Annotated in this window: 20 protein-coding genes; 7 read left to right on the top strand and 13 right to left on the bottom strand. The window is 31.2% G+C overall.

Features of this window, described 5'->3' with window-relative positions; translation table 11 throughout:
* Positions 1-22 precede the first annotated feature (22 nt).
* Positions 23-2,473, bottom strand: a complete 2,451-nt coding sequence (gene lon, locus Z053_RS0103160) for an endopeptidase La (protein WP_025663581.1) — start codon at positions 2,471-2,473, stop codon at positions 23-25.
* 222 nt (positions 2,474-2,695) lie between these two features.
* On the opposite strand from lon, the gene Z053_RS0103155 reads away from it, so the two are divergent.
* From Z053_RS0103155 to Z053_RS0103135, 5 genes are all read left to right on the top strand, one after another.
* Complete coding sequence (locus Z053_RS0103155; RefSeq protein WP_025663580.1) at positions 2,696-3,244, top strand: RNA polymerase sigma factor; 549 nt, start codon at positions 2,696-2,698, stop codon at positions 3,242-3,244.
* A complete protein-coding gene (locus Z053_RS0103150; protein WP_025663579.1) occupies positions 3,241-3,801 on the top strand; it encodes a hypothetical protein in 561 nt (186 codons plus the stop codon). Before Z053_RS0103155 ends, Z053_RS0103150 begins: the two co-directional genes overlap by 4 nt.
* Positions 3,782-4,873, top strand: coding sequence for a DUF4097 family beta strand repeat-containing protein (locus tag Z053_RS0103145; RefSeq protein ID WP_025663578.1), 1,092 nt, complete (start codon positions 3,782-3,784; stop codon positions 4,871-4,873). The genes Z053_RS0103150 and Z053_RS0103145 overlap by 20 nt, the downstream gene beginning before the upstream one ends.
* A 29-nt stretch (positions 4,874-4,902) precedes the next feature.
* Positions 4,903-5,637: a head GIN domain-containing protein gene (locus Z053_RS0103140; RefSeq protein WP_025663577.1), complete on the top strand. Its 735-nt coding sequence runs from the start codon at positions 4,903-4,905 to the stop codon at positions 5,635-5,637.
* Positions 5,638-5,803: 166 nt separating this feature from the next.
* On the top strand, positions 5,804-6,541 hold the full coding sequence (locus tag Z053_RS0103135) for a tyrosine-protein phosphatase (protein ID WP_025663576.1): 738 nt from the start codon (positions 5,804-5,806) through the stop codon (positions 6,539-6,541).
* Here the strand turns inward: Z053_RS0103135 and Z053_RS0103130 are convergent.
* From Z053_RS0103130 to Z053_RS0103115, 4 genes are all read right to left on the bottom strand, one after another.
* The gene (locus Z053_RS0103130; protein ID WP_025663575.1) at positions 6,538-8,898 is read right to left on the bottom strand and encodes a GumC family protein; all 2,361 of its coding nucleotides are present in this window, start codon (positions 8,896-8,898) and stop codon (positions 6,538-6,540) included. The genes Z053_RS0103135 and Z053_RS0103130 overlap by 4 nt on opposite strands.
* A 7-nt stretch (positions 8,899-8,905) precedes the next feature.
* A complete protein-coding gene (locus tag Z053_RS0103125) occupies positions 8,906-9,598 on the bottom strand; it encodes a polysaccharide biosynthesis/export family protein (RefSeq protein ID WP_231389118.1) in 693 nt (230 codons plus the stop codon).
* Positions 9,599-9,930: 332 nt separating this feature from the next.
* Positions 9,931-11,859: a polysaccharide biosynthesis protein gene (locus Z053_RS0103120; protein WP_025663573.1), complete on the bottom strand. Its 1,929-nt coding sequence runs from the start codon at positions 11,857-11,859 to the stop codon at positions 9,931-9,933.
* Positions 11,856-12,989, bottom strand: a complete 1,134-nt coding sequence (locus tag Z053_RS0103115; RefSeq protein WP_035094878.1) for a DegT/DnrJ/EryC1/StrS family aminotransferase — start codon at positions 12,987-12,989, stop codon at positions 11,856-11,858. Before Z053_RS0103115 ends, Z053_RS0103120 begins: the two co-directional genes overlap by 4 nt.
* Positions 12,990-13,669: 680 nt before the next feature.
* On the opposite strand from Z053_RS0103115, the gene Z053_RS0103110 reads away from it, so the two are divergent.
* Together Z053_RS0103110 and Z053_RS0103105 are read left to right on the top strand one after the other, a co-directional pair.
* Complete coding sequence (locus tag Z053_RS0103110; protein WP_025663571.1) at positions 13,670-15,121, top strand: MBOAT family O-acyltransferase; 1,452 nt, start codon at positions 13,670-13,672, stop codon at positions 15,119-15,121.
* A gap of 54 nt (positions 15,122-15,175) precedes the next feature.
* Positions 15,176-16,147 (top strand): hypothetical protein, encoded by a 972-nt coding sequence (locus Z053_RS0103105; protein WP_025663570.1) that lies wholly within the window; start codon positions 15,176-15,178, stop codon positions 16,145-16,147.
* Between the two features lie 2 nt (positions 16,148-16,149).
* On the opposite strand, the gene Z053_RS0103100 is transcribed toward Z053_RS0103105, so the two are convergent.
* From Z053_RS0103100 to Z053_RS0103065, 8 genes are all read right to left on the bottom strand, one after another.
* Positions 16,150-16,965: an AraC family transcriptional regulator gene (locus Z053_RS0103100; RefSeq protein WP_316930156.1), complete on the bottom strand. Its 816-nt coding sequence runs from the start codon at positions 16,963-16,965 to the stop codon at positions 16,150-16,152.
* Between the two features lies 1 nt (position 16,966).
* Positions 16,967-17,245: a putative quinol monooxygenase gene (locus tag Z053_RS27805; protein ID WP_025663568.1), complete on the bottom strand. Its 279-nt coding sequence runs from the start codon at positions 17,243-17,245 to the stop codon at positions 16,967-16,969.
* Positions 17,246-17,298: 53 nt separating this feature from the next.
* A complete protein-coding gene (locus tag Z053_RS0103090) occupies positions 17,299-18,474 on the bottom strand; it encodes a GNAT family N-acetyltransferase (protein WP_025663567.1) in 1,176 nt (391 codons plus the stop codon).
* The gene (locus Z053_RS0103085) at positions 18,471-19,559 is read right to left on the bottom strand and encodes a GNAT family N-acetyltransferase (RefSeq protein ID WP_025663566.1); all 1,089 of its coding nucleotides are present in this window, start codon (positions 19,557-19,559) and stop codon (positions 18,471-18,473) included. The genes Z053_RS0103090 and Z053_RS0103085 overlap by 4 nt, the downstream gene beginning before the upstream one ends.
* A gap of 38 nt (positions 19,560-19,597) precedes the next feature.
* A complete protein-coding gene (locus Z053_RS31310; RefSeq protein ID WP_160170044.1) occupies positions 19,598-21,832 on the bottom strand; it encodes a NeuD/PglB/VioB family sugar acetyltransferase in 2,235 nt (744 codons plus the stop codon).
* A gap of 81 nt (positions 21,833-21,913) precedes the next feature.
* Positions 21,914-22,519 carry a sugar transferase gene (locus tag Z053_RS0103075; protein WP_025663564.1) on the bottom strand — a complete coding sequence of 202 codons (606 nt, stop codon included), beginning with the start codon at positions 22,517-22,519 and terminating at the stop codon, positions 21,914-21,916.
* 86 nt (positions 22,520-22,605) lie between these two features.
* Positions 22,606-23,274, bottom strand: coding sequence for an acetyltransferase (locus Z053_RS0103070; protein ID WP_025663563.1), 669 nt, complete (start codon positions 23,272-23,274; stop codon positions 22,606-22,608).
* Positions 23,275-23,328: 54 nt separating this feature from the next.
* Positions 23,329-23,568, bottom strand: a complete 240-nt coding sequence (locus Z053_RS0103065; protein WP_025663562.1) for an acyl carrier protein — start codon at positions 23,566-23,568, stop codon at positions 23,329-23,331.
* Positions 23,569-23,575: the final 7 nt, after the last annotated feature.

The raw sequence follows: 23,575 nt of genomic DNA, 5'->3' as shown, positions 1-23,575 counted from the left end.
GTAATCATGTTAAGCTATATTCTTATAATTTCTTTGCATTCTTAACCTTGGTATTGGTAATTGCAAGTTTTAATACATCTTCCATATCTTTAACATAATGAAATTTAAGTCCTTTCAAATATTCTTCTTTAATTTCATTAATATCTCTTCTATTATCTTCACAAAGTAATATCTCTTTTATATGCGCTCTTTTTGCAGCAAGGATCTTTTCTTTAATTCCACCAACAGGTAATACTTTTCCACGTAGTGTAATCTCTCCTGTCATCGCCAGGCTTTTCTTAACTTTACGTTGTGTAAATAAAGAAACCAGAGATGTTAGCATGGTAACTCCCGCACTAGGACCATCTTTTGGTGTAGCTCCTTCTGGCACATGTATGTGTACATTGTAAGTATCAAAAATGTCTGGATTAATACTCAGTTCTGCAGCATTAGCTTTAATATATTCCATGGCAATGGTAGCAGATTCTTTCATCACCTTTCCTAAGTTTCCTGTAATAGTTAGGTTTCCTTTTCCTTTAGACAGAATTGATTCTATAAATAGAATATCTCCACCTACACTTGTCCACGCAAGTCCTGTTACTACACCTGCAACATCATTATTTTCATACTTATCGCGTTCTAACTTTGGTGCTCCAAGAACTTCTACAATATCTTCATTACTAATTTTTACATTATACTCCTCCTCCATTGCTATATTTTTCGCAGCATAACGTACCATTTTAGCAATTTGTTTTTCTAGGCCTCGTACTCCAGATTCTCTTGTATATCCTTCAACTATTTTTTCTAGTTGCTGTTTTCCTATTTTAATATGAGACTTATCCAGCCCGTGCTCTTCTAACTGTTTTGGTAACAAATGTTGCTTAGCGATCTCTATTTTTTCTTCAATTGTATATCCTGTAACATTAATAATCTCCATACGATCTCTAAGAGCAGGTTGTATTGTTCCTAAGCTATTAGAAGTGGCTATAAACATTACTTTAGAGAGATCAAATCCCATTTCAAGGAAATTATCATGAAATTCAGAATTTTGCTCAGGATCTAAAACCTCTAATAAAGCAGAAGATGGATCACCTTGATTACCGACAGATAATTTATCTATTTCGTCTAATACAAATACAGGGTTACTGGTTCCTGCTTTTTTAAGACTTTGGATAATTCTACCTGGCATTGCTCCTATATACGTTTTTCGATGGCCTCTTATTTCTGCTTCATCACGCAATCCCCCTAATGATATTCTCACATATTCTCTTCCAAGAGCTTCTGCAATAGATTTTCCTAATGAAGTCTTACCTACACCAGGAGGGCCATATAGGCATAATATAGGTGATTTCATATCATTACGCAGTTTTAACACTGCGAGATATTCTATAATTCTTCGCTTTACTTCATCTAAACCATAATGATCTCTATCCAAAATCTTCATAGCTCTTTTTAGATCAAATTTATCTGTACTAAACTCATTCCAGGGTAAATCCAGAAATAGATCTAAATAATTACGTTGTATAGAATATTCTGCAACCTGAGGATTCATACGTTGCATTTTGGATAGCTCTTTATCAAAGTGTTTCTTCACTTTTTCGTCCCATTTCTTATCCTTACTGCGTACACGCATTTCTTCGATTTCATCTTCATGTGAAACACCACCAAGTTCTTCTTGTATGGTTTTCATCTGTTGATGTAAGAAATATTCTCGCTGTTGCTGACTCATGTCATGCTGAACCTTACTTTGAATGACATTTTTGAGTTCCAGTTTCTGAAACTCTACATTCATATATTTTAGAGTAGCTAAAGCTCTTTTCTTAAGATCATTAATCTCTAATAACTTTTGTTTTTCTTCTACAGGAAGGTTTAAATTAGAAGACACAAAATTGATAAGAAAAGAATTACTCTCTATATTCTTTATAGCAAACGAAGCTTCAGAAGGTATTGTTGGGCTTTCTTTTATAATTTCTAGAGCCAAATCTTTGATAGAATCAATTATAGCACTAAATTCTTTATTTTCTTTTGCCGGTCTGGCTTCGGGAACTTCTCTAACCTTAGCTTTAATATAAGGTACTTCTTCTACAACTTCGTCTATATGAAATCGTTTTTTTCCTTGTAATATTACCGTAGTATTACCGTCAGGCATTTTTAAAACTCTTAGAATACGAGCTACTACACCTACTCTATTAATATCTTTTAAAGATGGGTTTTCTATACCCTCTTCTTTCTGAGAAACTACACCAATTGTTTTGTTACCATTATTAGCTTCGTTAAGAAGTTTAATCGATTTATCTCTTCCAGCAGTAATAGGGATAACAACTCCAGGAAATAATACAGTATTTCTTAAAGGTAATATCGGTAATATTTCGGGTAAATCTTCTTTGTCTATTTCTTCTTCATCTTCTGGCGTCATTAAAGGAATTAATTCTGCATCTTCATCTATCCCTTGAAATGACAAACTGTCAAGTGTTGTAAATTTGGTTTTAGCCATAAGTATATATCAAAGTCATTTTGTCATCACGACAAAACAACATTTTTTTTTAGAATTTAATGAAACTGATTAAAAACCTTATAAAACCCATTAATACAGTGGCTTTATTATAGATTCATTATTTACATTTCAATTGTTATGCCACAAGTTTTAAAAAAAAAATTAAAAAACTGTAACAATGCGTTGCAATATATATCTTTATGTTAAAGTAAATTATTTTTTTTGTCACTAACCCAACTAAATACAGAGCAATTAATTGCGAAATGTCGCGAGCGAGATCAAAATGCGCAGCTCGAAACATATAATCGTTATTATAAGGCAATGTACAATACAGCATTGAGAATCATAAAGGACACAGCAGAAGCTGAAGATATTATGCAAGAAGCCTTTTTAACTGCTTTTACAAAATTATCAATGCTAGAAGACAATAATATGTTTGGGGCTTGGTTAAAAAGGATTGTAATTAACGCCAGTTTAACCGCAGCACGTAAAAAAGATGTTCATCGTGAAATAGCCCTAGAAACTGTTGAGTATGCTCTTACAGATAGTAACGGAATTGTAGAAGAAGACCTTTCTTCTGTAAAAGTAAAAACAGTGCTAAATACACTAACTCAACTTAAAGACAGCTATAGTACTGCATTATCATTACACCTTATAGAAGGTTATGATTATGAAGAAATCTGTCAAATTATGAATATATCATATTCTAATTGTCGTACGCTTATTTCGCGCGCAAAAGAAAGCTTACGAAAAAAAATACAATTTGTATGAGTACCGATAAAATAGAAAAGTTATTTAAACGTATGCAAGATCAATTAGACATACACGAACCTTCTGCTAATCACCAAATTCGGTTTTTAGAAAAGTTGCAGCAACAAAACAAAGTTGTACAATTGCAGCCTAAAAAGGTGAATTGGTATACCCCACTTGCAATAGCCGCTTCGATTGCTATAGTATTTGGAATGGCAGCAATGACTTTTATGTTTAATCCAAAAGAAGAAGTAGATCTAGCAAATGTATCTCCTCAAATGAAGGAAACTCAAAGCTTTTTTACCTCTGCCATTCAATTGCAACTCGAAGAAATCGACAAAGTTTCTTCTGCAGAAACCAAAGAATTGGTTTTGGATGCTATGAATCAATTAGAAAAGCTGGAATCTGATTATGAAATATTAAAAAAAGACCTTTTTCATAGTGGAAACGATAAACGTGTAATTAGCGCTATGATTAAGAACTTTCAGAAACGTGCAAATTTATTAGAAGAGGTACTACAAAAAATTAACAGCATTAATGAATTTAAATTATCAGAAAATGAAAACTTTATACTATAAAATAATCCTCCTATTGATGATCCCTGCTTTGGCATTAGCCAATAACGGAGACCTGAAAGGAAAATACACCAAAGAAAAAACATTAAAAAAAGATTTCTCGGTTAACGCAGATGCTTTATTAAAAATTAGTAACGATTATGGTAATCTGGATATTACTTCCTGGAATGAAAATCGAATTGTTATGGAGATTACCATTAAAGTAAGTGGAAACAATGAAGAAAAAGTGATCAAAAAACTAGAATCTATCGATGTTGAGTTTGATTCTTCTTCTCAAATGGTTAGTGCCAAAACCACTTTTAATAAAAATAATAGCTCCTGGTGGGATAAATGGACAAGTGGATGGAACAACAATATGAATATGAAAATCAATTATACCGTAAAAGTTCCTGTGACTAATAGTGTAGATTTTAATAATGATTACGGAAGCATCACTCTGGATAAAATAAAAGGTAATGCTAAAATTAACTGCGATTATGGTCAAATCATTATCGGAGAACTATTAGGCGACAATAATTATATCAACATAGATTACACTAATAACAGTACTATTTCTTACATGAAAAATGGAAAAATAAACGCCGATTATTCTGATTTTGAAGTTGGTAATGGTGATAAGATTGATCTTAATGCAGATTATACACAATCAAAATTTAAATCTATAAAAAACTTAAACTACAACTGCGATTATGGCGGGATTCGAATAGAAAATGGAGGAAAAATAATAGGCTTTTCAGATTATGTAAATACCAAATTTGGAAGTATTTCTGAAGAACTAAGTATTGATTCTGATTATGGATCTATCGAAGTTCGTTCACTACAACCAACCTTTAAAAGCGTAAGAATCAAAACAGATTATACCAGTGTGAATATAGGATATGAGGACGGATGTACTTTTGATTTTGCAATCAAAACTTCGTATGGAGGCATTAAACTAGATGACAATATAAATGTGCAAAAGAAATACGTTAAGGATTCTAAAAAGGATTATCAGGGATATAATGGCCAAGCTAATAGCGGGAAAACAATTAATATAACCTCTAGCTATGGTGGGATCAAATTAAGAAAAAACTAATATATACAAAACATTAATACATCAATACAATGAGAACAGCAGCATTTATTATAGGACTTACATTATGCAGTATAACTTCTTTACAAGCACAATGGTGGGGAAATGGAAAAAAAATTAATGGTAATGGCAATTCTGTTACCAAAAATAGAACGACATCAGACTATGATCAAGTAAAAGTAAAAGGAAGTCTAGATGTATCCTTAATATCAGGTACAGAAGGAAAAATCACAATCAAAGGAGAAAGTAACCTTATTGATTATATAGTAACCGAGATCCAAGGAGATGCTCTTAGAATTTATGTAAAAAAAGGGTATTACCTAAAACCTTCTGTAGGAAAAAAATTAATTATTACCGTTCCTTTTAAAGATCTAACTCAAGTTACATTATCAGGATCAGGAGATGTGTATAGTTCTGATACAATTAAGGCTTCTGATTTTAAAACCGGAGTATCTGGGTCTGGTGATGTTCAACTTGTTGTTGATGCCGAAAATATATGGGGACAAGTATCTGGGTCTGGTGATCTGGCTTTAAAAGGAAGTGCTGGTAGTTTTAACGGAAATGTATCTGGATCTGGTGACCTTTCTGCATATGACTTAAATGCAAAAAATGTAACAGCAACCGTATCTGGCTCTGGTGATATTGAAGTAATGGCCACTACCTACTTAAAGGCTCGTGTATCAGGATCTGGTGATATATTTTATAAAGGAGACCCTCAAAAAGAAGATAAAAAGGTATCTGGGTCAGGAGATATTACAAAAAGATAGCATTAAGATAACTATTAAATACATCAAACTGTTTAAGAATCTCTGTTCTTAAACAGTTTTTTATGTGTAATAAATCTATATTTTTACATTTTATTTGTTATAATGCACTAATAATGTTATTATAACAGATATATTATTTTACGTTCACCCCAAAACAAAAATCAAATTGCGGTTCCTATCAAGAAAAGATGTTCCTTTTAAAGAAATTGTACCCGATGGTTACATTGATATTCATTCACATTTACTTCCGGGTATTGATGATGGAGTAAAGACAATTTATCAATCGGGTTATATCTTGGAACAATTTGAAAATTTTGGCTTTAAAAAAGTAATTACTACTCCTCATATAATGCAAGATATATGGCCAAATTCTTCGCAAACTATAACTAGTACTTTTAAAAAACTTAAAGAAGTTCTTGTTCCTTTGGGAATAACAAAAATCGAATTACAGGCAAGTGCAGAATATATGATGGACGATTTGTTTTATGAACGTATAAAAAGCAATGACATTTTACCATTACACCAAAATTATATCCTGGTCGAAATGTCTACTTTTGCTCCTCCTATTAATCTTAACGAAATCTTATTCGAAATTAAATTAGCAGGATACATTCCTATTTTGGCACATCCAGAACGATATTCTTTTTATCTAAATGACCTAAAAAAATATGATGAGTTAAAAGCATCAGGGTTTCTGTTTCAGGTTAACCTATTATCAATATCTGGATATTATGGTGAGCAAATCAAATCTTTTACAAAAAAACTGATAGATCAGGACTATATTGACTTTACGGGTACAGATGTTCACAATTATCATCAACTAGAGATTCTTGAGAAAGGATTTGATTTTAAAATTGCTAAAAAGATTACTTCATTAATGAAAAACAATATCGAGTTTTCTTAATTCTTTTTCCCGTAACCATATCCATAGTTGTAACCAGTCTTATTACCAGCTGCATTAAGTAAAACTGCAATATTTGGTAAACGTTTTTCTCTATAAAAATTTTCTGGAACCTGTAATACTCTTTTATCAGAGTAATTTTCTCTTACTATATAAATACTTAAATCTGCGTGTTTTGCTATTAAAAGTGTATCGGTTACAAGGCTAACAGGAGCAGTATCTACAATAATATAATCATAGTGTTCTTCTAGATACTTAAACATTACATTTACTCTTTCTTGCATTAAAAGTTCTGCAGGGTTAGGCGGTATTGCTCCAGATGGTACAATATCAAATGCATCTTCTTTTTTATATTTATATATGATATCTTCTGGAGTTAAGTCATCATTCATTATAAAATTAGTAAGTCCTTTAGAATCTTTCCCATTAGGCAGATCAAAAAACTTATGCAATTTTGGATCTCTTAAATCTGTACCCAAAAAGGCTACTTTTTTTCCTGAAATGGCCAAAGTTTTAGCCAAATTTGAAGAGATTAAGGTCTTTCCTTCCCCAGAAATAGTAGATGTAACAAAAATAACTTTCCCTTTAGCTTTGTTAATTCCTGCCATTAAGAAGTCTAAATTTGTTCTTAAGATCCTAAATGCTTCCGCTATTCCTGATCTGTCATTTTGCGAAATCATGATTTTATTTTTAGATTTCACTTTTGGTATAGATCCAATAATTGGCATAGAAAGCACTTTTTCCAGATCTTCTCTTGAGCTTACTTTTACATTCAACAAATCTGAAGTATAAATAATAAGAAAAGGCAATATCAAACCAAGAAAGAAAGCTCCTGCATATATTGTTTTCTTATTTGGAGATACTGGATATGAACCTAATGTAGATGCTTTATCGATTACTCTGGCATTAGAAAGCGTAATATGGCTCTTTATCTCTGCTTCTTCTCTTTTTTGAAGTAGATAAAGATATAATTGTTCTTTTATGGTCTGCTCCCTCTCAATAGCTCTAATATCTTTCTGTCGTGTTGGTGCGCTATATATTTGACCTCCAAAATATTGATTCTGGGTATTTAAGCTTCGTAATTGCCCATTGATAGAATTTTTAAGGCTATTCAAACTTCCTGTTAGAACCTGTCTTAATCCACCAATTTGTTGATCTATATTTACAACAACGGGATTCTTTATACTCGACGTTTTTAATAAACGTTGTCTCTGAAGAATTAATCCATTATATCTTGATATCGTACTAGCAACTGTTGGATCACTAAATCCAGAATTAGATTGTGGTACAAGATCAAACTTACCCTCTTGGCTAAGCACAAACTTTCGCATGGATTCTATAAAGTAAAGCTGCGTATTTAATCGTGCTATTTCTTGAGAGTTTTTTGTATCTAAATCTGAAAATTGCTGCGCTTGAACTGCCACATCACTACTAGTTAATCCTCTACTGGATTGATATGTCGCTGCTTGATCATCTACCTGGGTCAAATCTCCCGAAATAAGCTCTAAACGATCATTTATAAAATCTGCTGTTCTTGCCGAAGCTTGTTTTTTATTCTCTATAGTTGCCTTGTTGTATTCTTCGACAAGGTTATTAATAATATCTTTTGCTTTTTCCTTGACCGGGTCGTTTAACGACAATCTAACAATACCTGAATTTTTAACCGAAATAATGGATAACCTATTTCTATATGACTCGGCAACAAACTTTACTGGCGTCACTACAATTTTGATGATTTTGCCAATACTAGCATTCATAGTATCCATACTTGGGGTAATAATAATATCACCAATACTAGTACTAATAGTATTTCCGAAGGAATGATTACTTACTTTTTGCTTTTTTTCATCTAGAAAAGAGAAAGAGGTATCAGAATCAATTTGCACATGAAAAACTTTTGATTTTTTATGTACAATAGAATCATCTGATAAAAAATTGATTTCAATAAGTGATTTTGGATAATTCTCTACTTCCAGAATTCTTCCTTCACTAAAATATCGAACATTAAGTTTTAAATTATTAACCACATTAGTTAATAGTGTTCTTGATTTTAGAATCTGAATCTCATTTTCAATTTTATTCTGCCCATCATCTAATAAACCAAGATCTTTAAATGCCGATAACTCTGATTCACTCATACTTTCATCCTGAGAGATCACAATACTAGAAGACACATTATATTGAGGAATTGTATACCTTACTTTAAGATATGCTAAACCAACAAAAATAAAGACACTTAATACAAACCAATACCAACGTTTAAGGTATTTTAAAATTTGATCTCTAAGATTAAAACTAAATCCAGAAGACGAATCAAAATTAGTATTCTTTGTAGAGGTATTATTGGTATTAGAAATCATATACTTATTATCTTACAACTAGAGTTACTACAGATATAATTACACCAACAATACTAATAATGACACCAAGGGTATTATTACGTGTTTTGGATTCTTTTATTCTTGAGTTATTTGGCTCAACATAAACAACGTCATTTTGTGCTAGATAATATACAGGGGATTCAAAAATTGATTTAGAAGTAAGATCTACACGATGATATGTATTTACTCCTTCATTTTCTCTAATAACCATTAGGTTTTCTCTTCTTCCTTTAATAGTCATATCTCCTGCTAAACCAAGGGCTTCAATAATAGTAATTCTCTCATTGGGTATTGTATAAGAACCAGGTCTTGACACTTCTCCCATAACGGTAATTTTAAAATTTTTAAGCCGTACACTTACTATAGGATCATTGATATAAATTTTTAATTTTTCTTTAATCATTTCCTTAACCTCGATTCGAGTTAGGCCAGCAATTTTTAGCTCCCCCAAAACTGGGAAATCAATATTCCCTTCTTCGTTTATTAGATACGTAGGTTCACTTGACCCAGCAGAACTTGCTGTATTTCCTCCTCCACCTTCTCCTAGCGATATAGAAGAACCTTGCATCAAATTAAATGGTCTTGCCGCATCCATATCTGCTGCAGAAACCTGTATGCCAACAATATCATCAACTTTAAAAACAGAGGTGAAAGAATTTGTAGAAGAAATCTTCTCCAAATTTGCAGAATTTTGAAAATAAACCACATTTTCAGGTACTTTACAGGAAAAAACTGATATTAATACCACAAATAATAACAAAAATCTACATCGCATATTTTAATACTTTATAAGTAAGCCTTTTAATGAGTTACAAAAATATAACTTTATTTAGTTTAGCAATAAGATTTTGCTTTATCTATACTATTTTCCTTTCATGTGTTCCAAAAGAACACCATAAAACATTTAGGCAAGTTTATTCCCCTAAACAAGCCTATCTCTTCTTACTAAAATATTTTGAAGGTATTTTTTCCCTTACTATATAATACCCTACTTTTTTGTTACATCAAGCTCTATGCAAGAACTTCTCGCTTGCCTTGAATACTTTTTTTATTAATTTTATCAATACTTTCGAACGTAGAATTATTGGAGATAAATTCTGGAACTATCTCTTTTAATTTCCCTACAATTTGATGATCCTGACTTAGTAAATTCATAATACAAAGGTCATCAATTTTATCTTTTACCAATACACAATCATTATCATCAAATCTACTTATCATTATTTTCTTGTGATATGTTGGCAACGTATTTTCTGTATCAGCCAGGAGTTCTTCATACAATTTCTCTCCAGGTCTAAGGCCTGTTATTTTTATATCTATATCTTCTGGATATCTAAGGCCAGATAATCGTATCATTTTCTTTGCGAGGTCAAAAATCTTTACAGATTCTCCCATATCAAAGATAAATATTTCGCCTCCATTACCCATTGTTCCTGCTTCTATAACCAATTGAGAAGCTTCTGGTATAGTCATAAAAAAGCGAGTTACATCTTTATGAGTAACTGTTAACGGTCCTCCTTTTTGAATTTGTTTTTTAAATAATGGAATAACAGATCCATTCGACCCCAGTACATTTCCGAATCTAGTGGTAATAAATTTAGTTTTACTGGTTCCATTAATACATTTTATATACATTTCGGCAACTCTCTTGGTTGCTCCCATTACATTTGTAGGATTCACTGCTTTATCTGTAGATACAAAAACAAACTTATCTACACCAAACTCAGATGACAAATCTGCCAGTTTCCTGGTTCCAAGTACATTAATTTTAATTGCCTCACAAGGATTATTCTCCATAAGAGGTACATGCTTATAAGCAGCTGCATGAAAGACCATATTAGGTCTATATTTTTCAAATATAGTTTCTACTCTTTGATGATCTCTTATATCGGCAACAATTGGCGTAAAATTAGTTACTCCTTTACTTAAAAGTTCTTGTTGTAAATCATATAATGGAGATTCTGCCTGATCAACCAAAACAAGATGTCTATAGTTATAAAATGAAGCTTGTCTTACTATTTCGCTTCCTATTGATCCAGCTGCTCCTGTTATCAAAATCACTTTATCATTAAGTTCTTGTGTGATATTCTGATTATCCATACTAATAGGAGCCCTTTCTAATAAGTCTTCTATTTGAATTTCTTTAATCTGAGAAACTTTTAGCTTACCATCAATCCAATCATTTACTGCAGGGATTATTTTAACGGTAACTTTTAGCTTAAGCAAGTTATCAGAAATTTCTGAAAGCCTTTTCTTACTTATATGCGGAATTGATACAACAATCTCCTTAATATTATTTTTTGTGATAAAGCTTTGATCAATCATTCCCGAAGGATATACCTTAATCCCATTAATGGTTTTTCCTATTTTTTGAGAATTATCATCAATAAAACCAACTACAGACAAAGATCTATTAGAATCATTAGTTACTGCAGCAAGGGTTATTAATCCAGAGTCTCCTGCTCCATAAATCAATATTCTTGAAGTCTCTCCTATTTTTGATTTCACATAGTAATAGCAATATTTAAACACCAAACGACTTGTAGTAAGTGTTATAATGTTTAATAAATAATGCACACAAATTATAGACACAGGGATATTTAGCAATTCTGGCATTAGTGCTAATCTACTGGATGCCATAAAGAATCCCATTAAACAAATTAAGATAGTTACAGCAAGAAACAGGTTATAAGCATCTCTCATTCCTGTATGTCTAACCACTCCTTTATAGGAGCCTATCATTAGAAAACTTAAGGTAGATAACCCCGCTATAATTGGTAATTGGTATATTAAATTAGTAGTATCAAAATTTAAAGTGATTCCAAATCTAATTACATACGCCAAAAAGAAATTAAAGATCGTAATTAACACATCAATTGATAAAACAAGCCATTTAGATGCGTGTTTATGCGAATTATTTATAAGGTAGCTCTTTATCATCTCAATACATTTTTAATTACTGATACAATTCTATATAAATCATCTTCTTCAAGATTAGACCCGCTGGGTAAGCAAAGGCCTCGATCAAATAGGTCATCAGAAATTCCATTGAGGTACGCATCACAATCTGCAAATACAGCTTGTTGATGCATGGGCTTCCATAACGGTCTTGATTCTATGTTTTCTTCTGCTAATGATAACCGTATTCCTTCTCTTAATTTATAAGAACTGGTTTCTATACAAGTTAACCATCTATTAGAATGATATCCCGAAGGCTCTTCTAAAAACTTTATTTCAGATGAATCTTCAAGATTCTTTTTGTAAAATTCATAATTACTACGTCTATTGGCTACATGGGCATCTAAAACTTCCATCTGCCCTCTTCCTATACCTGCAGTAATATTGCTCATCCTGTAATTATATCCTATTTCAGAATGCTCATAATGAGGTGCATTATCTCTGGCTTGAGTTGCCAAGAAAATGGCCTTATTTTTATATTGTTGTTTTTTTGAAACAAGTGCTCCACCACCAGATGTAGTTATAATCTTATTCCCATTAAATGAAAGGATTGCAATATCACCAAAAGTTCCACAGTTAATTCCTTGATAAGAACTCCCTAAAGCTTCTGCACTATCTTCTAATATTGGGATTTTGTATTCTGAAGCAATCTTATGGATAGCTTCTACATTATATGGCATTCCATATAAATGGACAGCAATAATTGCTTTAGGCTTTTTACCTTTTGCTATTCTATCTTTTATTGCTATTTCTAGTTGATCTGGACATAGATTCCAGGTACTTCTTTCGCTATCTATAAATATAGGTTTAGCACCAAGATATACTATTGGATTGGCCGAAGCAGCAAATGTCATACTTTGGCATAACACTTCATCACCTACTGTAACACCAAGTAGTTTTAACCCGAGGTGTAATGCAGCTGTACCAGAGCTTAATGCTGCAGCATAAACATCTTCTCCAAGATAACTTTCGATATCACTCTCAAATCCATTAACGTTTGGACCCAAAGGTGCTACCCAGTTTGTGTCAAATGCTTCTTTCACAAATTTCTGCTCTGATCCACCCATATGCGGTGAAGAAAGCCATATTTTTTTTGAATCAATTATATTCATAATTTTCCCATTAATAATGAACAATAATTTCCTATTGACATAACAATTACACAACATGTATAATAATTAGTCAAATCTTTTTGATGACAATCTAAAAAACGCTGGAAGAAGGGGGGTAGAACTTCCTTTTTTGAACTTACTCTAAATTTGTTTTCCAAAGCTAAAATAGTCTAGTTAAATCAATTAACAATTCAAAATTTAATTTTTTAGACAGAATACTTAAAAAAAACGTTCAATGACTCACGTTTGCCTAAATATTGTCTTACAATACGGAAATCCCGTAAGAAAAGTATTATAGATACTCCATAAAACTACTTGTAATAAAAAACGAATTTATACCTAAAATCATAATTCACCGCAAAATTATACATAATGCATAACCAAAATTCATTTTTTGTATTACTTTTTTGTAAACTATTTTGGGTAGTACAAGTATAGCTTAATAATAAATTAATTTCATGGGGATAACACCTATTTATGAATAGGGGGATTTCCCCCACTTATCATCATTTTTTTTATAACAAAACCTATTATTTGGCATGAAATAAAAAATAATCTCATAAATATTTGATTTATAAAATTAAATACACAAAATTTATGCCCTTCAATAGCAATGAGATATTTTTGCAATATTTCTTTATATACCCCTTCTCCGAATTTTATAATTATATACAGTATAGATGTTATTCAATTCTTTAGATTTTTTTATATTCCTGCCAGTCGTTTTTGTTCTTTACTGGTTTGTGTTCTATAAAAAAAATCAGGTTCAGAATTTATTTATACTTATCGCCAGTTATATCTTTTATGGATTATGGGATTGGAGATTTCTATTTCTTATACTGGCAAGTACAGTTGTTGACTTTTTTATTGGTCAAACTATTCACGCCAATGATTCTACTTCAAAAAGAAAAGTCTGGTTATGGGTAAGTGTAATTTTTAACATCGGTCTTTTAGGCTTCTTTAAATACTACAATTTCTTTATAGGATCCTGGGTAGATTTTCTTTCTGTTTTCGGATACGAACTTAAAAGCACGTGGACATTACAGATTATTTTACCTGTAGGGATATCTTTTTATACGTTTCAGACCATGTCGTATTCATTAGATATTTATTACAAAAGATTAACTCCAACCAAGAATTTTATTGCTTTTGCTACATTTGTTAGCTTTTTCCCTCAATTGGTTGCTGGTCCCATAGAAAGAGCTTCTAATCTCTTATCACAAATCACCACCAAAAGAATTTTTAATTACACACAATGTACAGAAGGTCTAAGACTTATACTTTGGGGATTATTTAAAAAAGTAGTTATTGCAGATTCTATTGCACCAATTGTAGATGACATCTTTCTTAATTATAACGATTATTCTGCTTCTACTTTAATCCTTGGTGTGTCGCTTTTTAGTTTTCAGGTTTATGGAGATTTTAGTGGATATTCTGATATTGCTATAGGAACCGCCAAACTATTTGGAATAGAACTAATGTCTAACTTTAAGTTTCCAACATTTTCTAGAAATGTTGCCGAATATTGGCAGCGATGGCACGTTTCTTTATCTACCTGGTTTAGACATTACGTATACATCCCTCTTGGCGGAAGCAGAGTAAGTAAACTTAAATCGGTTAGAAATATTATTATCATTTTCTTAGTGAGTGGTTTTTGGCATGGTGCAAACTGGACTTTTATCGTATGGGGAGCAATTCATGCTGTTTTATACATTCCTGTTTTTTTAATGGGGCGAAATCGTATTTATATGAATACTGTGGTAGCAGAAAATCGTTGGTTCCCCTCTTTAACAGAAATCTCACAAATTTTACTCACTTTTTTATTAGTCACATTTTCTAGAGTATTCTTTAGATCTGAGTCCATCACAGATGCTTTTGGTTTTTTAGAACAGATATATGTCAATTTTTCTTATGAAACCTATCAACATCCTTTAGGGTATCGTATGATAGATTATTTTATCTTGTTAGGTCTTTTTATTTTATATGAATTTAGAATTAGAAGAGACGAGCGTGCTCCTTTTAAATTTAAGTCTAGAATCGTGAGATTTGTTGCATATACTTTAGTAATTTTAGGAATGTTACTGTTCTTTGATGACAACATAGACAGATCATTTATCTATTTCCAATTCTAATTAAAAATAGGCAATGACAATAAAAAAAGCGTTATGATATAATTTTAAAGTCGCATGAAAAAACTTATAATCAAAAGTATCTTATATGTTTTTTTAATACTCATCGTATTAGAAGGATTAGTGCGTGTTTTTCATTTAGGAAAAGACACTCCTACCCGATTTCTCGACGAATATAAAGTAGAAAAATGGAAACCAAACCAAAATGGTTTTTCGGTTACCGGAAACAGAAGGCAAAATTTTTCAGAATATCATATTAATACAACAGGGTATAATTCTTATAGAGAATTTACTCCAACAAAAGATAAAATAGAAGTAGCATTGGTTGGGGATTCATTTATAGAAGGGTTTCATCAAAACTACTATAACTCTATTGGTAAAAAGATTGAAAATGCTATTCCTGAAATTGAAGTATATGAATATGGTTATGCCGGCTATGATTTTGCAGATCAACTGCACCTGATACATTCGTATGCTTCTCAATTCGACCTTATTGACCACGTTATTTTGGGCATAAAATTCTCTAACGATTTAACCCGTGCAGAATATCGGGTTGTTAATAGTCGATTAGCTTTAGAATCTCCCATAAACAAAATGCTTAAAAAAAGTAAACTAATAGTATACTGTAAAAGCATTGGGGTTTTAGATCCTCCTCAGGAACTAATGTATCGATTCCTTAATATGCTTAAACCTAAAAAAAAGACAGTTTCGATAGATGATGTCGAAATTTTGAGAATTAAAAAAGAAAATGAAGAAAAATACCTGGCCAACTTCAAAAGTTTGATTTCTAAATATGGATATGATAAAAAACGATTTACGCTTCTTTTAGACTCCAGAATAACAAGTCCTCTATTTTTATCGTATTTAGAAAAAAATGAATTTAATTACATTGATTTCTCTGCTTCTTTTGAAACTTCTGATCGTTCTACCACTTTGATCTATGACAGACACTGGAACAATCACGGTAGAGATATCATAGCAAAGGATATTACCCAATATTTAAGAGATACCAACTTCGTAAAAAACTAATATCATTCTAGTGTTTTTATTGATTTATCATAAAAATGATGATCATAATTTTTTGTTACAAAATAGTTAGAAGGCTTTTCTTTTGTAAAAAACTGAAATTCGTTAATAAAATGACTTTGATCATAATAGCCATGATCTAATGCAGTAGACAAATACCCAGGATTTCTGTTTAATAGTATTTTTTTTACTGTAGCTTCAAACCGTATAATTCGTTGGATTTTCTTTGGTGTAATCCCAAATTGAGATTTAAAATTTCTTTCAAACTGGCGGTAACTCAAATTAGTATAAGCAGCTAATTCCTTTAAAGAAATTGAATTATACTGCTTATACAAAGAATGTATGATAGTATCCCATTTGTCATTTTGTTTATCATGATAATCATACAAACACTTAAGCAAAAAGGATTCTATACATTTAATTTTGTCATCAATAGTATGGTGCTCATTTAGTTTCTCTAAAAAATCTTTACCTCTGAAACCCCAAATATCTTCGACAGAAGCAAACTGATTGTTTAACTCTATATATGGAATTGAAGAAAAGTGACGAAAAGCCCCACTTTTAAATCGAACCGATATGAAAGAAACATCACTAAACTCATCTATATGTAATATTGAATTTCTAGGGCAAATAATATGCCCATTATCACATTTATAATTATTTATTAGCAGTGGTTCATGAGTATGAAACAACAATTCTAAACCAGTGCCAGGCAAAATCGCAGGCAATTTAAATGCTCCCGAATGTTTTAGCACATAAATTCGATCAACATACATTGCCAAACTTTTATTAGGTTTATATGACGTTTTATTGATTAACAATTTAGAAGACTTCTATTACTGGTTCTAATGTAAGCATTGAAGATACTAGTGAGATAAACTCTTTAAAGTGATTCGAAGAATTATGAGCATCAACTGCATTCATATTTGTATATTCTTCATAAAAAATAAACTCTGTATCGACATCTATTTCTTGATATAAACGATAGGTCATACAACCATCTTCTAAATTACTTTCCCGAACCATCTTTTTTGCATGTATCAAAAATTGATCAGTACTTTCTTTCTGTACACTTAATCGTGCTATAATTGTTTTTTTCATATCACAAATATATACCGATATACAATGTCTGGATTGTAAAAAAACGACATCAATTAGGACACATGTGAATTGATCTCAAAAACAATTTTTTGCATCTTCGATTTCCCTATAATCAAATATGTATTTTCTTCTTCTAAAACTTTTAACACTTTAACATCTGATACTTTTTCAATACTCGTATACAAAAAGTCAAACACAATTTTCCGTAAAAAATTATACTCGGCACTATTATAATCTATTATAGGATATTGCTTATCATCCTGTACTTCTATTATAGGTAATGCCTGATATGTTGGTTCCTGTAAGGCAACAGTATTCTTTTTTCGTTTTGCTTTATATTTTTTATATCGAACATAGGCTATTTTAAAAACAAGTTCTTTAAAACTTACTTTCAAATATTCAATAGCGGCAGTAACAGCAGCAGAAATAGATTTTTTGGGATAGATTATTTGGTGTTCAAAATTATAGATATGGTTGCACCATTCTCTTTTGTAAGTAAGATCTCCCATCCCCATCTCATAAGACTTATGATTATTTGCAATACACCAATCTAATTTCTTATAAATCTCTACACTCCCTAAACTAAATTTTCGGTAATCAATATCATATGATGATATTGCACTAAATAGTTGTCCGTAAAAATGATTATTAAGTGATATAACTATTGGATTATCATTGTCATAAACAACAAACAATGATGCTTTTTTTTGATTGATTAAAGAAAAATATATGCTTTTATAGTGATTCCATCGAATAAGACTTTGACTCACATCATTACGCTGTTTAAATCTTCTGATCAACATTTTTTCTAAACAATCCATCAATAGATCGTATTCCTCCTCTTCTATTGCACCATAATATGTTCTATATGAAATCTGAAAACACGATTCGAGTCGTTTTACTCTCCTTCTTATTCCTTTTGCATTACTTCTGAAACGATATTTTACATAAGCATCTGCACTAGCAAAACCTTCCAGTAAAATAGCATACCCTTTAAAAAACTGATCAATTTTTTTTAGATTAAACACTCTTTTATTAAGTTCTGGCTTCAGATAATCAGCTATAAAGAAAACCGAGTAAACCGTATCGGGATTGTTTATTAGTTTTTCATCATAATCTGGATTAATTAATCCTTCTTCACTTTCTAAAGTACCAATCTTAGGAAAGATTTTTGGAATCAATCCTTTTTCAAAAAGCTCAAAAAAATAATCTATCTGGACCTTTTTCATATACTTAATCTATAAAAGGGAAAAAAGTAATCTTTTACATTCTCTTTATGAACATGAGAATATTCTAGATTGGCAGAGAGACATAGCTCATCATAAATTTTTTCATTAATAATTTTTCTGCCGGTATGAAAAATTACATCCTCATCTTTTGGAAAAAGTGATTTTTTATGTCTGTACAATCCATCACCATCTTTCATACCTCCTCCTAAGACATAACACTTGATCTTATTATTGATCGCCCACTCTATAATTTTCACTCTAAGAAAATCATTGGGCCTATAACTAAAATACTCTGCATTTGTTCCTCCAAGAAATGCAAAAATAGTATCCTTATAACCAATGATAAGTTCTATAGAAATTGGGGTACCCTCATAATATGCAATGGCAATAGAAAAATTATCTAAATTTGATAATATCAGGTTTTCAAAATAAGTATTGGAGAAAAAATAAATACGATCTGCATTATTGCGATTCATCGTATTCACATAGATATCATTAAAGATTTTAATGATATCTTTTGTTATTTCATGCTTATGAAAGATTTTAAACACTAAATTGTGATTTACTGCCTTTCTATAGTTGTTTCTAACTTTAGGTAAAAATGCCACCCATTGATCGTCAAAATTTTCTAAAAGATGCCCTCTTACATTTGATAATGTATTGGTTACACATCCCGAATATTTTTTGTGGTTTCCATTTAAACTAAATCGAATAAACTCTGTTACTACATTATGATCCATATACCATTGATCAACATTGTTCCAAAATTGAACAATATCTTCTTCTGTCACAGTATCATTAAACAAAGGTCCACTATAGCCATATGGGCTTGTAACATCAAAATACGGATGTTTCTTATCTTTTATCTTTATTTCTCTAAAAACAAAAGGCATTAGAATAACAGGCTCATTATCTTTTTCAAACAAAAAGTATTTTAGCGTATCAGAGTCCTTCTCAAAATGTAACAAATGTTCGGCCGAATAATATACATTATTGTTCCATTTTTTTTGAAGGAGCGTCTTATATTCTATGATGTCTGAATTTTCATCAAGGTTTTTAATTAACAGTTTGTAATTTTGCTCCAATTGTAAAAATATTAGTTAGGTATGGTTGTTTATTAGTACTATATAGGTTTTTCTTTTAATTCTGTTTTTTTTAAAAAGTAATCATTTATTTTTTCAGACAACACTTGTGATAACCAAATAATTCTACCACAATGTTCTACATGCCACACAGCTTTTCCATCAAACACATTTCCCGCTAGTAGTGGTCCAACAATATGTAAATTATCAGAAGCTTCTAATTGCTCATTAACCTCAAATCCTATCTTAGAATCATTAGGTTTGCAATATCCTTTCTCTATTAATTTCTTTAACAATTCTGGGATATTTTGTTTGGTTAGATTTGTACTACCCACACAATTAATTACTATCCCAACAGAATCTTCATAGATTTTGTTTTTCCCAGATTTTGTATCTAAATATTCTAGAGAATATTCTCCCGTAGTTGTATTATCAATATCTCTAAATCGTCCTGCAATATGATCAAAACGATTTTCCTCCTTCAATTCATCAACGGTTTTAGAATAATGAAAACCGGCACATCGTTGTCTTCTTCCTATTTCATTACCATAATAGCAAGCAAACTTTTTTAATTCTTCTGGGTTTAACTTATTTAATAAAGCACCAAAAGCTTTTGATATAATATCTACCGTAGAAGCTGCTCCCAGATCAATCTGATCGGCATAATCCAAATCTTTAAATGTTGCTTCTGCTATAATTTTTGCAGTTATATTTTTTTCTTTGGTTAATGCCTGTAAGTTAAAAGGTGTGTATTCTTTTTTTCGTTCTTCATCAATAACAGCATCTGGCAATAATCCCTGAGTAGAAAGAATAATGAATTTATTAATTCTGGACTTTATATTTTCGACGTCATTTAACTTATACAGCAACTCTAATCCACTCGCATTGGCTCCTACTATAAGCACATTAGTTTTCTTTTCTGACTGTTTTTCAAGAAAGCTATCTATTTTCTCTAAAGTTGTCTTTAACTCAGAACTGTAAGGATCATTTACAAAAAGTAATTTATCCTCTTCTATTATATCTTCATTTTTCCAAAGGTGATTAACGGGTAGAGAACCAACAGATAAGATAACTTTTTCAGAAAAAACAGTGTCTTTGTTATCTAGAAGCAATTCATATGTATTTTCTAATTTTTCTATATCTATCACTTCTGCATTGATATAATTAACATCAATAGCACCTTTGATTTTAAATTCTTCTAATCTGTTTTTTACTTTTTCATTGATATACCATCCAAAAAAGCGGCGAGGAATAAAAAGATCCTCCCACTCATTATTTTTAATTTTATCCTCATGTTTGGTAATCCATTCGGAAGATAAGGTACCTCCATCTTTTTTTAATTCATCTAATAACCAATTCTTATTGTTATTAAGCCATTTAATAAATTTCCCCAACTCTGGCTCTGGTAAAAAGTTTTTTAAAGATGTTATAAGATGAACCGAAAAACCAGATCTTGACCCATATGGTATCCCTGAGTGAAACTCTCGATATTTATCGATTATATTAATATTAATCTTTCTTTTTGTCTTATGGTTTTCGATAAGATCCAAGAAATGCAAAATAGTGAAGGATGATGAAATTCCCGAACCAATAAAAGTGATATCTGACGATTTTGGTTTGTTATTAAGCTTCAAGTCTGTGAGTTTTGTTTTTATAATTTTACCAGGGTTACCAACAACTGTAGAATAATCAGGAACGTCTTTTAAAACTACGGTTCCTGCGCCAATGGTACACCATTTTCCTATTTTAACTTTTGGTATTACAACAGCACCAACTCCAACATGTGAACCTTCTCCAACTTCAACATGGCCACATAAAGCAGCTTTTGGCGAGATGTGTGCAAAATTTCCTATAATATTATCATGGTCTATGCTTGCCGCTGTATTTATAATTACATGTTCTCCGATAACCGTATTGGGTTGAATTATCGCTCCCGCAAAAACAACGGTACCTTCTCCTATTTTTGCAGTTGGGGCTATAATTGCTGAGTGGTGTATCGCCTTTTCAAAATCACTTTTTAGGAAACCAGCTATTTCTGCTCTTTCTGCATTTATACCTACTGCCACAATTACAGGATATCCTTTATGTGGAAATTCTTTTAGATTTCTTCTTGCTCCAGAAGTTACATTCTTAGACGCATGATGGCGTCCAGAAGGTTTATCGTCAAAAGTTTCGGTTACTTCATAACCGTTCTCTTCTAATACTTCTCGTATGACTTGAGAATGCCCGCCAGCTCCATAAATCCTTATTTTTTTGGGGTCTTCAGTTATTTTCATTTTACTCATTACTAAATTTAAGTTGATTTGTTGGTTGTGTGAATTATGTCGTTCTACAGAACTTTTATAAAAGTTTTTTTGTTAGTTATTTCCTTTCCAAGCAGGCATAATGGTGTTTTGATCTATGTTTACACCCTCTTTTTTAATTACTTTCTTTATGGTTAAAAATAAAATTTTAATATCTAAGATAAAACTTAGATTTTCTACATACCATACATCATATTCAAATTTCTGACTCCAGGATATTGTATTTCTACCTTTTACCTGCGCCCATCCTGTTATACCTGGCCTTACATCATGTCTTTTCTTTTGCGTCTCATTATACAAAGGTAAATATTCGACCAAAAGAGGTCTTGGACCTATTAAACTCATATCTCCTTTTAAAACATTAATAAGTTGTAAAATCTCATCTAAGGAGTATTTTCTAATAAATGCTCCTGCTTTTGTTATACGAGAAACATTGTGCACATCACCTTTATCTTCTGATCTTAAATCAGACATTGTTTTAAATTTAATGATTTTAAAAAGTCGACCATTTTTTCCCGGTCTTAACTGAAAAAAAAATGGCTTACCACTATTAACTACAATTAATATTAGAATCAACACTAGTATAATGGGAGATAACATTACTATACCCAAAAAGGAAAGTACAAAATCTAATAATCGTTTTACATATGGGTTGTACATATATTTTTTATTGCTTTTATAAATTTAATTAACAACGCTTTATTTCTTTAAACTTATCGTTATTTCTAAAATCACAATCTCTTTTCTTAGGACTTAGACAAATAGTTTTCTCCTTTTACAACAGTTCTTATTTCTTTCCCAGGGACACCATACACTAGTTTAAAATCATCCACATCGTTTAGAAGCAAAGAACCTGCTCCAATAATACTATGTTTTCCAATAGTAATACCTTGAATAATATTTGCGCCCAATGATATTGCAGTACATGTACCTATACTAACATTTCCTCCAACAGTAACTCCTGGCGCTAAGCTAGAAAAGTCCTGTATATCGCTATCATGATCAAAATTAGCATCGGTATTCATGATACAAAAATCTCCAATCCTTGCATGCGCATTAATAGTAACAGAAGCCAGTATTATACTTCCCTTACCTATCACAACAGTCGGACTAATTATTGCTGAAGGATGAATTACTGTAATAAATTCAAAATCCGGAGATATTTTTTTTATCCTCGCTTGCATTAAAAACCTAGTCCAGTTATCTCCTATTGCAATAACTCCTTTATTGATCCCTTGTTCTACAAGATCTTTAATATAATCTTCTGTACCAAGAATCTCATAACCCAGTAATTTTTCGCCTTTTGGTTTAAACGTATCTATAAGACCATGAATTTGATAATTTGCATTCAACTCAATAGTTTCTATAATCACTTTAGCGTGACCCGAAGCACCAATTATCAAAACTTTATCCATCCACGTTTTTTTATAAATTATTCCTTGGTATACCTACAAAAGTACTTTATATAGTTATAATTCTGATTCTATGGTTCTTATTAAATCCCCAACATTATTCATATTCATTAAATCCATTAGTTTAAATTTAATCCCAAAAGATTTTTCGACTTCAGAAATAATCATCATATGCGTTACAGATTCCCACCCATCAACATCATCTGCTGTAGTTTCATCGGCAAGCTGAAAATTATCATGTTCTAATACAGATATAAAAGCTTCTTTTACTTTTGATAAAATCTCTTCTTTACTCATTATTGAT

It is taken from the genome of Aquimarina megaterium XH134, from assembly GCF_000520975.1.
In the GTDB taxonomy this organism is placed as follows: Bacteria; Bacteroidota; Bacteroidia; order Flavobacteriales; family Flavobacteriaceae; genus Aquimarina; species Aquimarina megaterium.
This window is presented reverse-complemented; position numbering and strand designations above follow the sequence as displayed.

Bases quoted from the DNA above. Each gene is read 5' to 3' on its own strand.
- lon (WP_025663581.1), bottom strand. From the start codon at position 2,473: ATGGCTAAAACCAAATTTACAACACTTGACAGTTTGTCATTTCAAGGG.
- Z053_RS0103150 (WP_025663579.1), top strand. From the start codon at position 3,241: ATGAGTACCGATAAAATAGAAAAGTTATTTAAACGTATGCAAGATCAA.
- Z053_RS0103145 (WP_025663578.1), top strand. From the start codon at position 3,782: ATGAAAACTTTATACTATAAAATAATCCTCCTATTGATGATCCCTGCT.
- Z053_RS0103140 (WP_025663577.1), top strand. From the start codon at position 4,903: ATGAGAACAGCAGCATTTATTATAGGACTTACATTATGCAGTATAACT.
- Z053_RS0103130 (WP_025663575.1), bottom strand. From the start codon at position 8,898: ATGATTTCTAATACCAATAATACCTCTACAAAGAATACTAATTTTGAT.
- Z053_RS0103120 (WP_025663573.1), bottom strand. From the start codon at position 11,859: ATGATAAAGAGCTACCTTATAAATAATTCGCATAAACACGCATCTAAA.
- Z053_RS0103115 (WP_035094878.1), bottom strand. From the start codon at position 12,989: ATGAATATAATTGATTCAAAAAAAATATGGCTTTCTTCACCGCATATG.
- Z053_RS0103110 (WP_025663571.1), top strand. From the start codon at position 13,670: ATGTTATTCAATTCTTTAGATTTTTTTATATTCCTGCCAGTCGTTTTT.
- Z053_RS0103105 (WP_025663570.1), top strand. From the start codon at position 15,176: ATGAAAAAACTTATAATCAAAAGTATCTTATATGTTTTTTTAATACTC.
- Z053_RS27805 (WP_025663568.1), bottom strand. From the start codon at position 17,245: ATGAAAAAAACAATTATAGCACGATTAAGTGTACAGAAAGAAAGTACT.
- Z053_RS0103090 (WP_025663567.1), bottom strand. From the start codon at position 18,474: ATGAAAAAGGTCCAGATAGATTATTTTTTTGAGCTTTTTGAAAAAGGA.
- Z053_RS31310 (WP_160170044.1), bottom strand. From the start codon at position 21,832: ATGAAAATAACTGAAGACCCCAAAAAAATAAGGATTTATGGAGCTGGC.
- Z053_RS0103075 (WP_025663564.1), bottom strand. From the start codon at position 22,519: ATGTACAACCCATATGTAAAACGATTATTAGATTTTGTACTTTCCTTT.
- Z053_RS0103070 (WP_025663563.1), bottom strand. From the start codon at position 23,274: ATGGATAAAGTTTTGATAATTGGTGCTTCGGGTCACGCTAAAGTGATT.
- Z053_RS0103065 (WP_025663562.1), bottom strand. From the start codon at position 23,568: ATGAGTAAAGAAGAGATTTTATCAAAAGTAAAAGAAGCTTTTATATCT.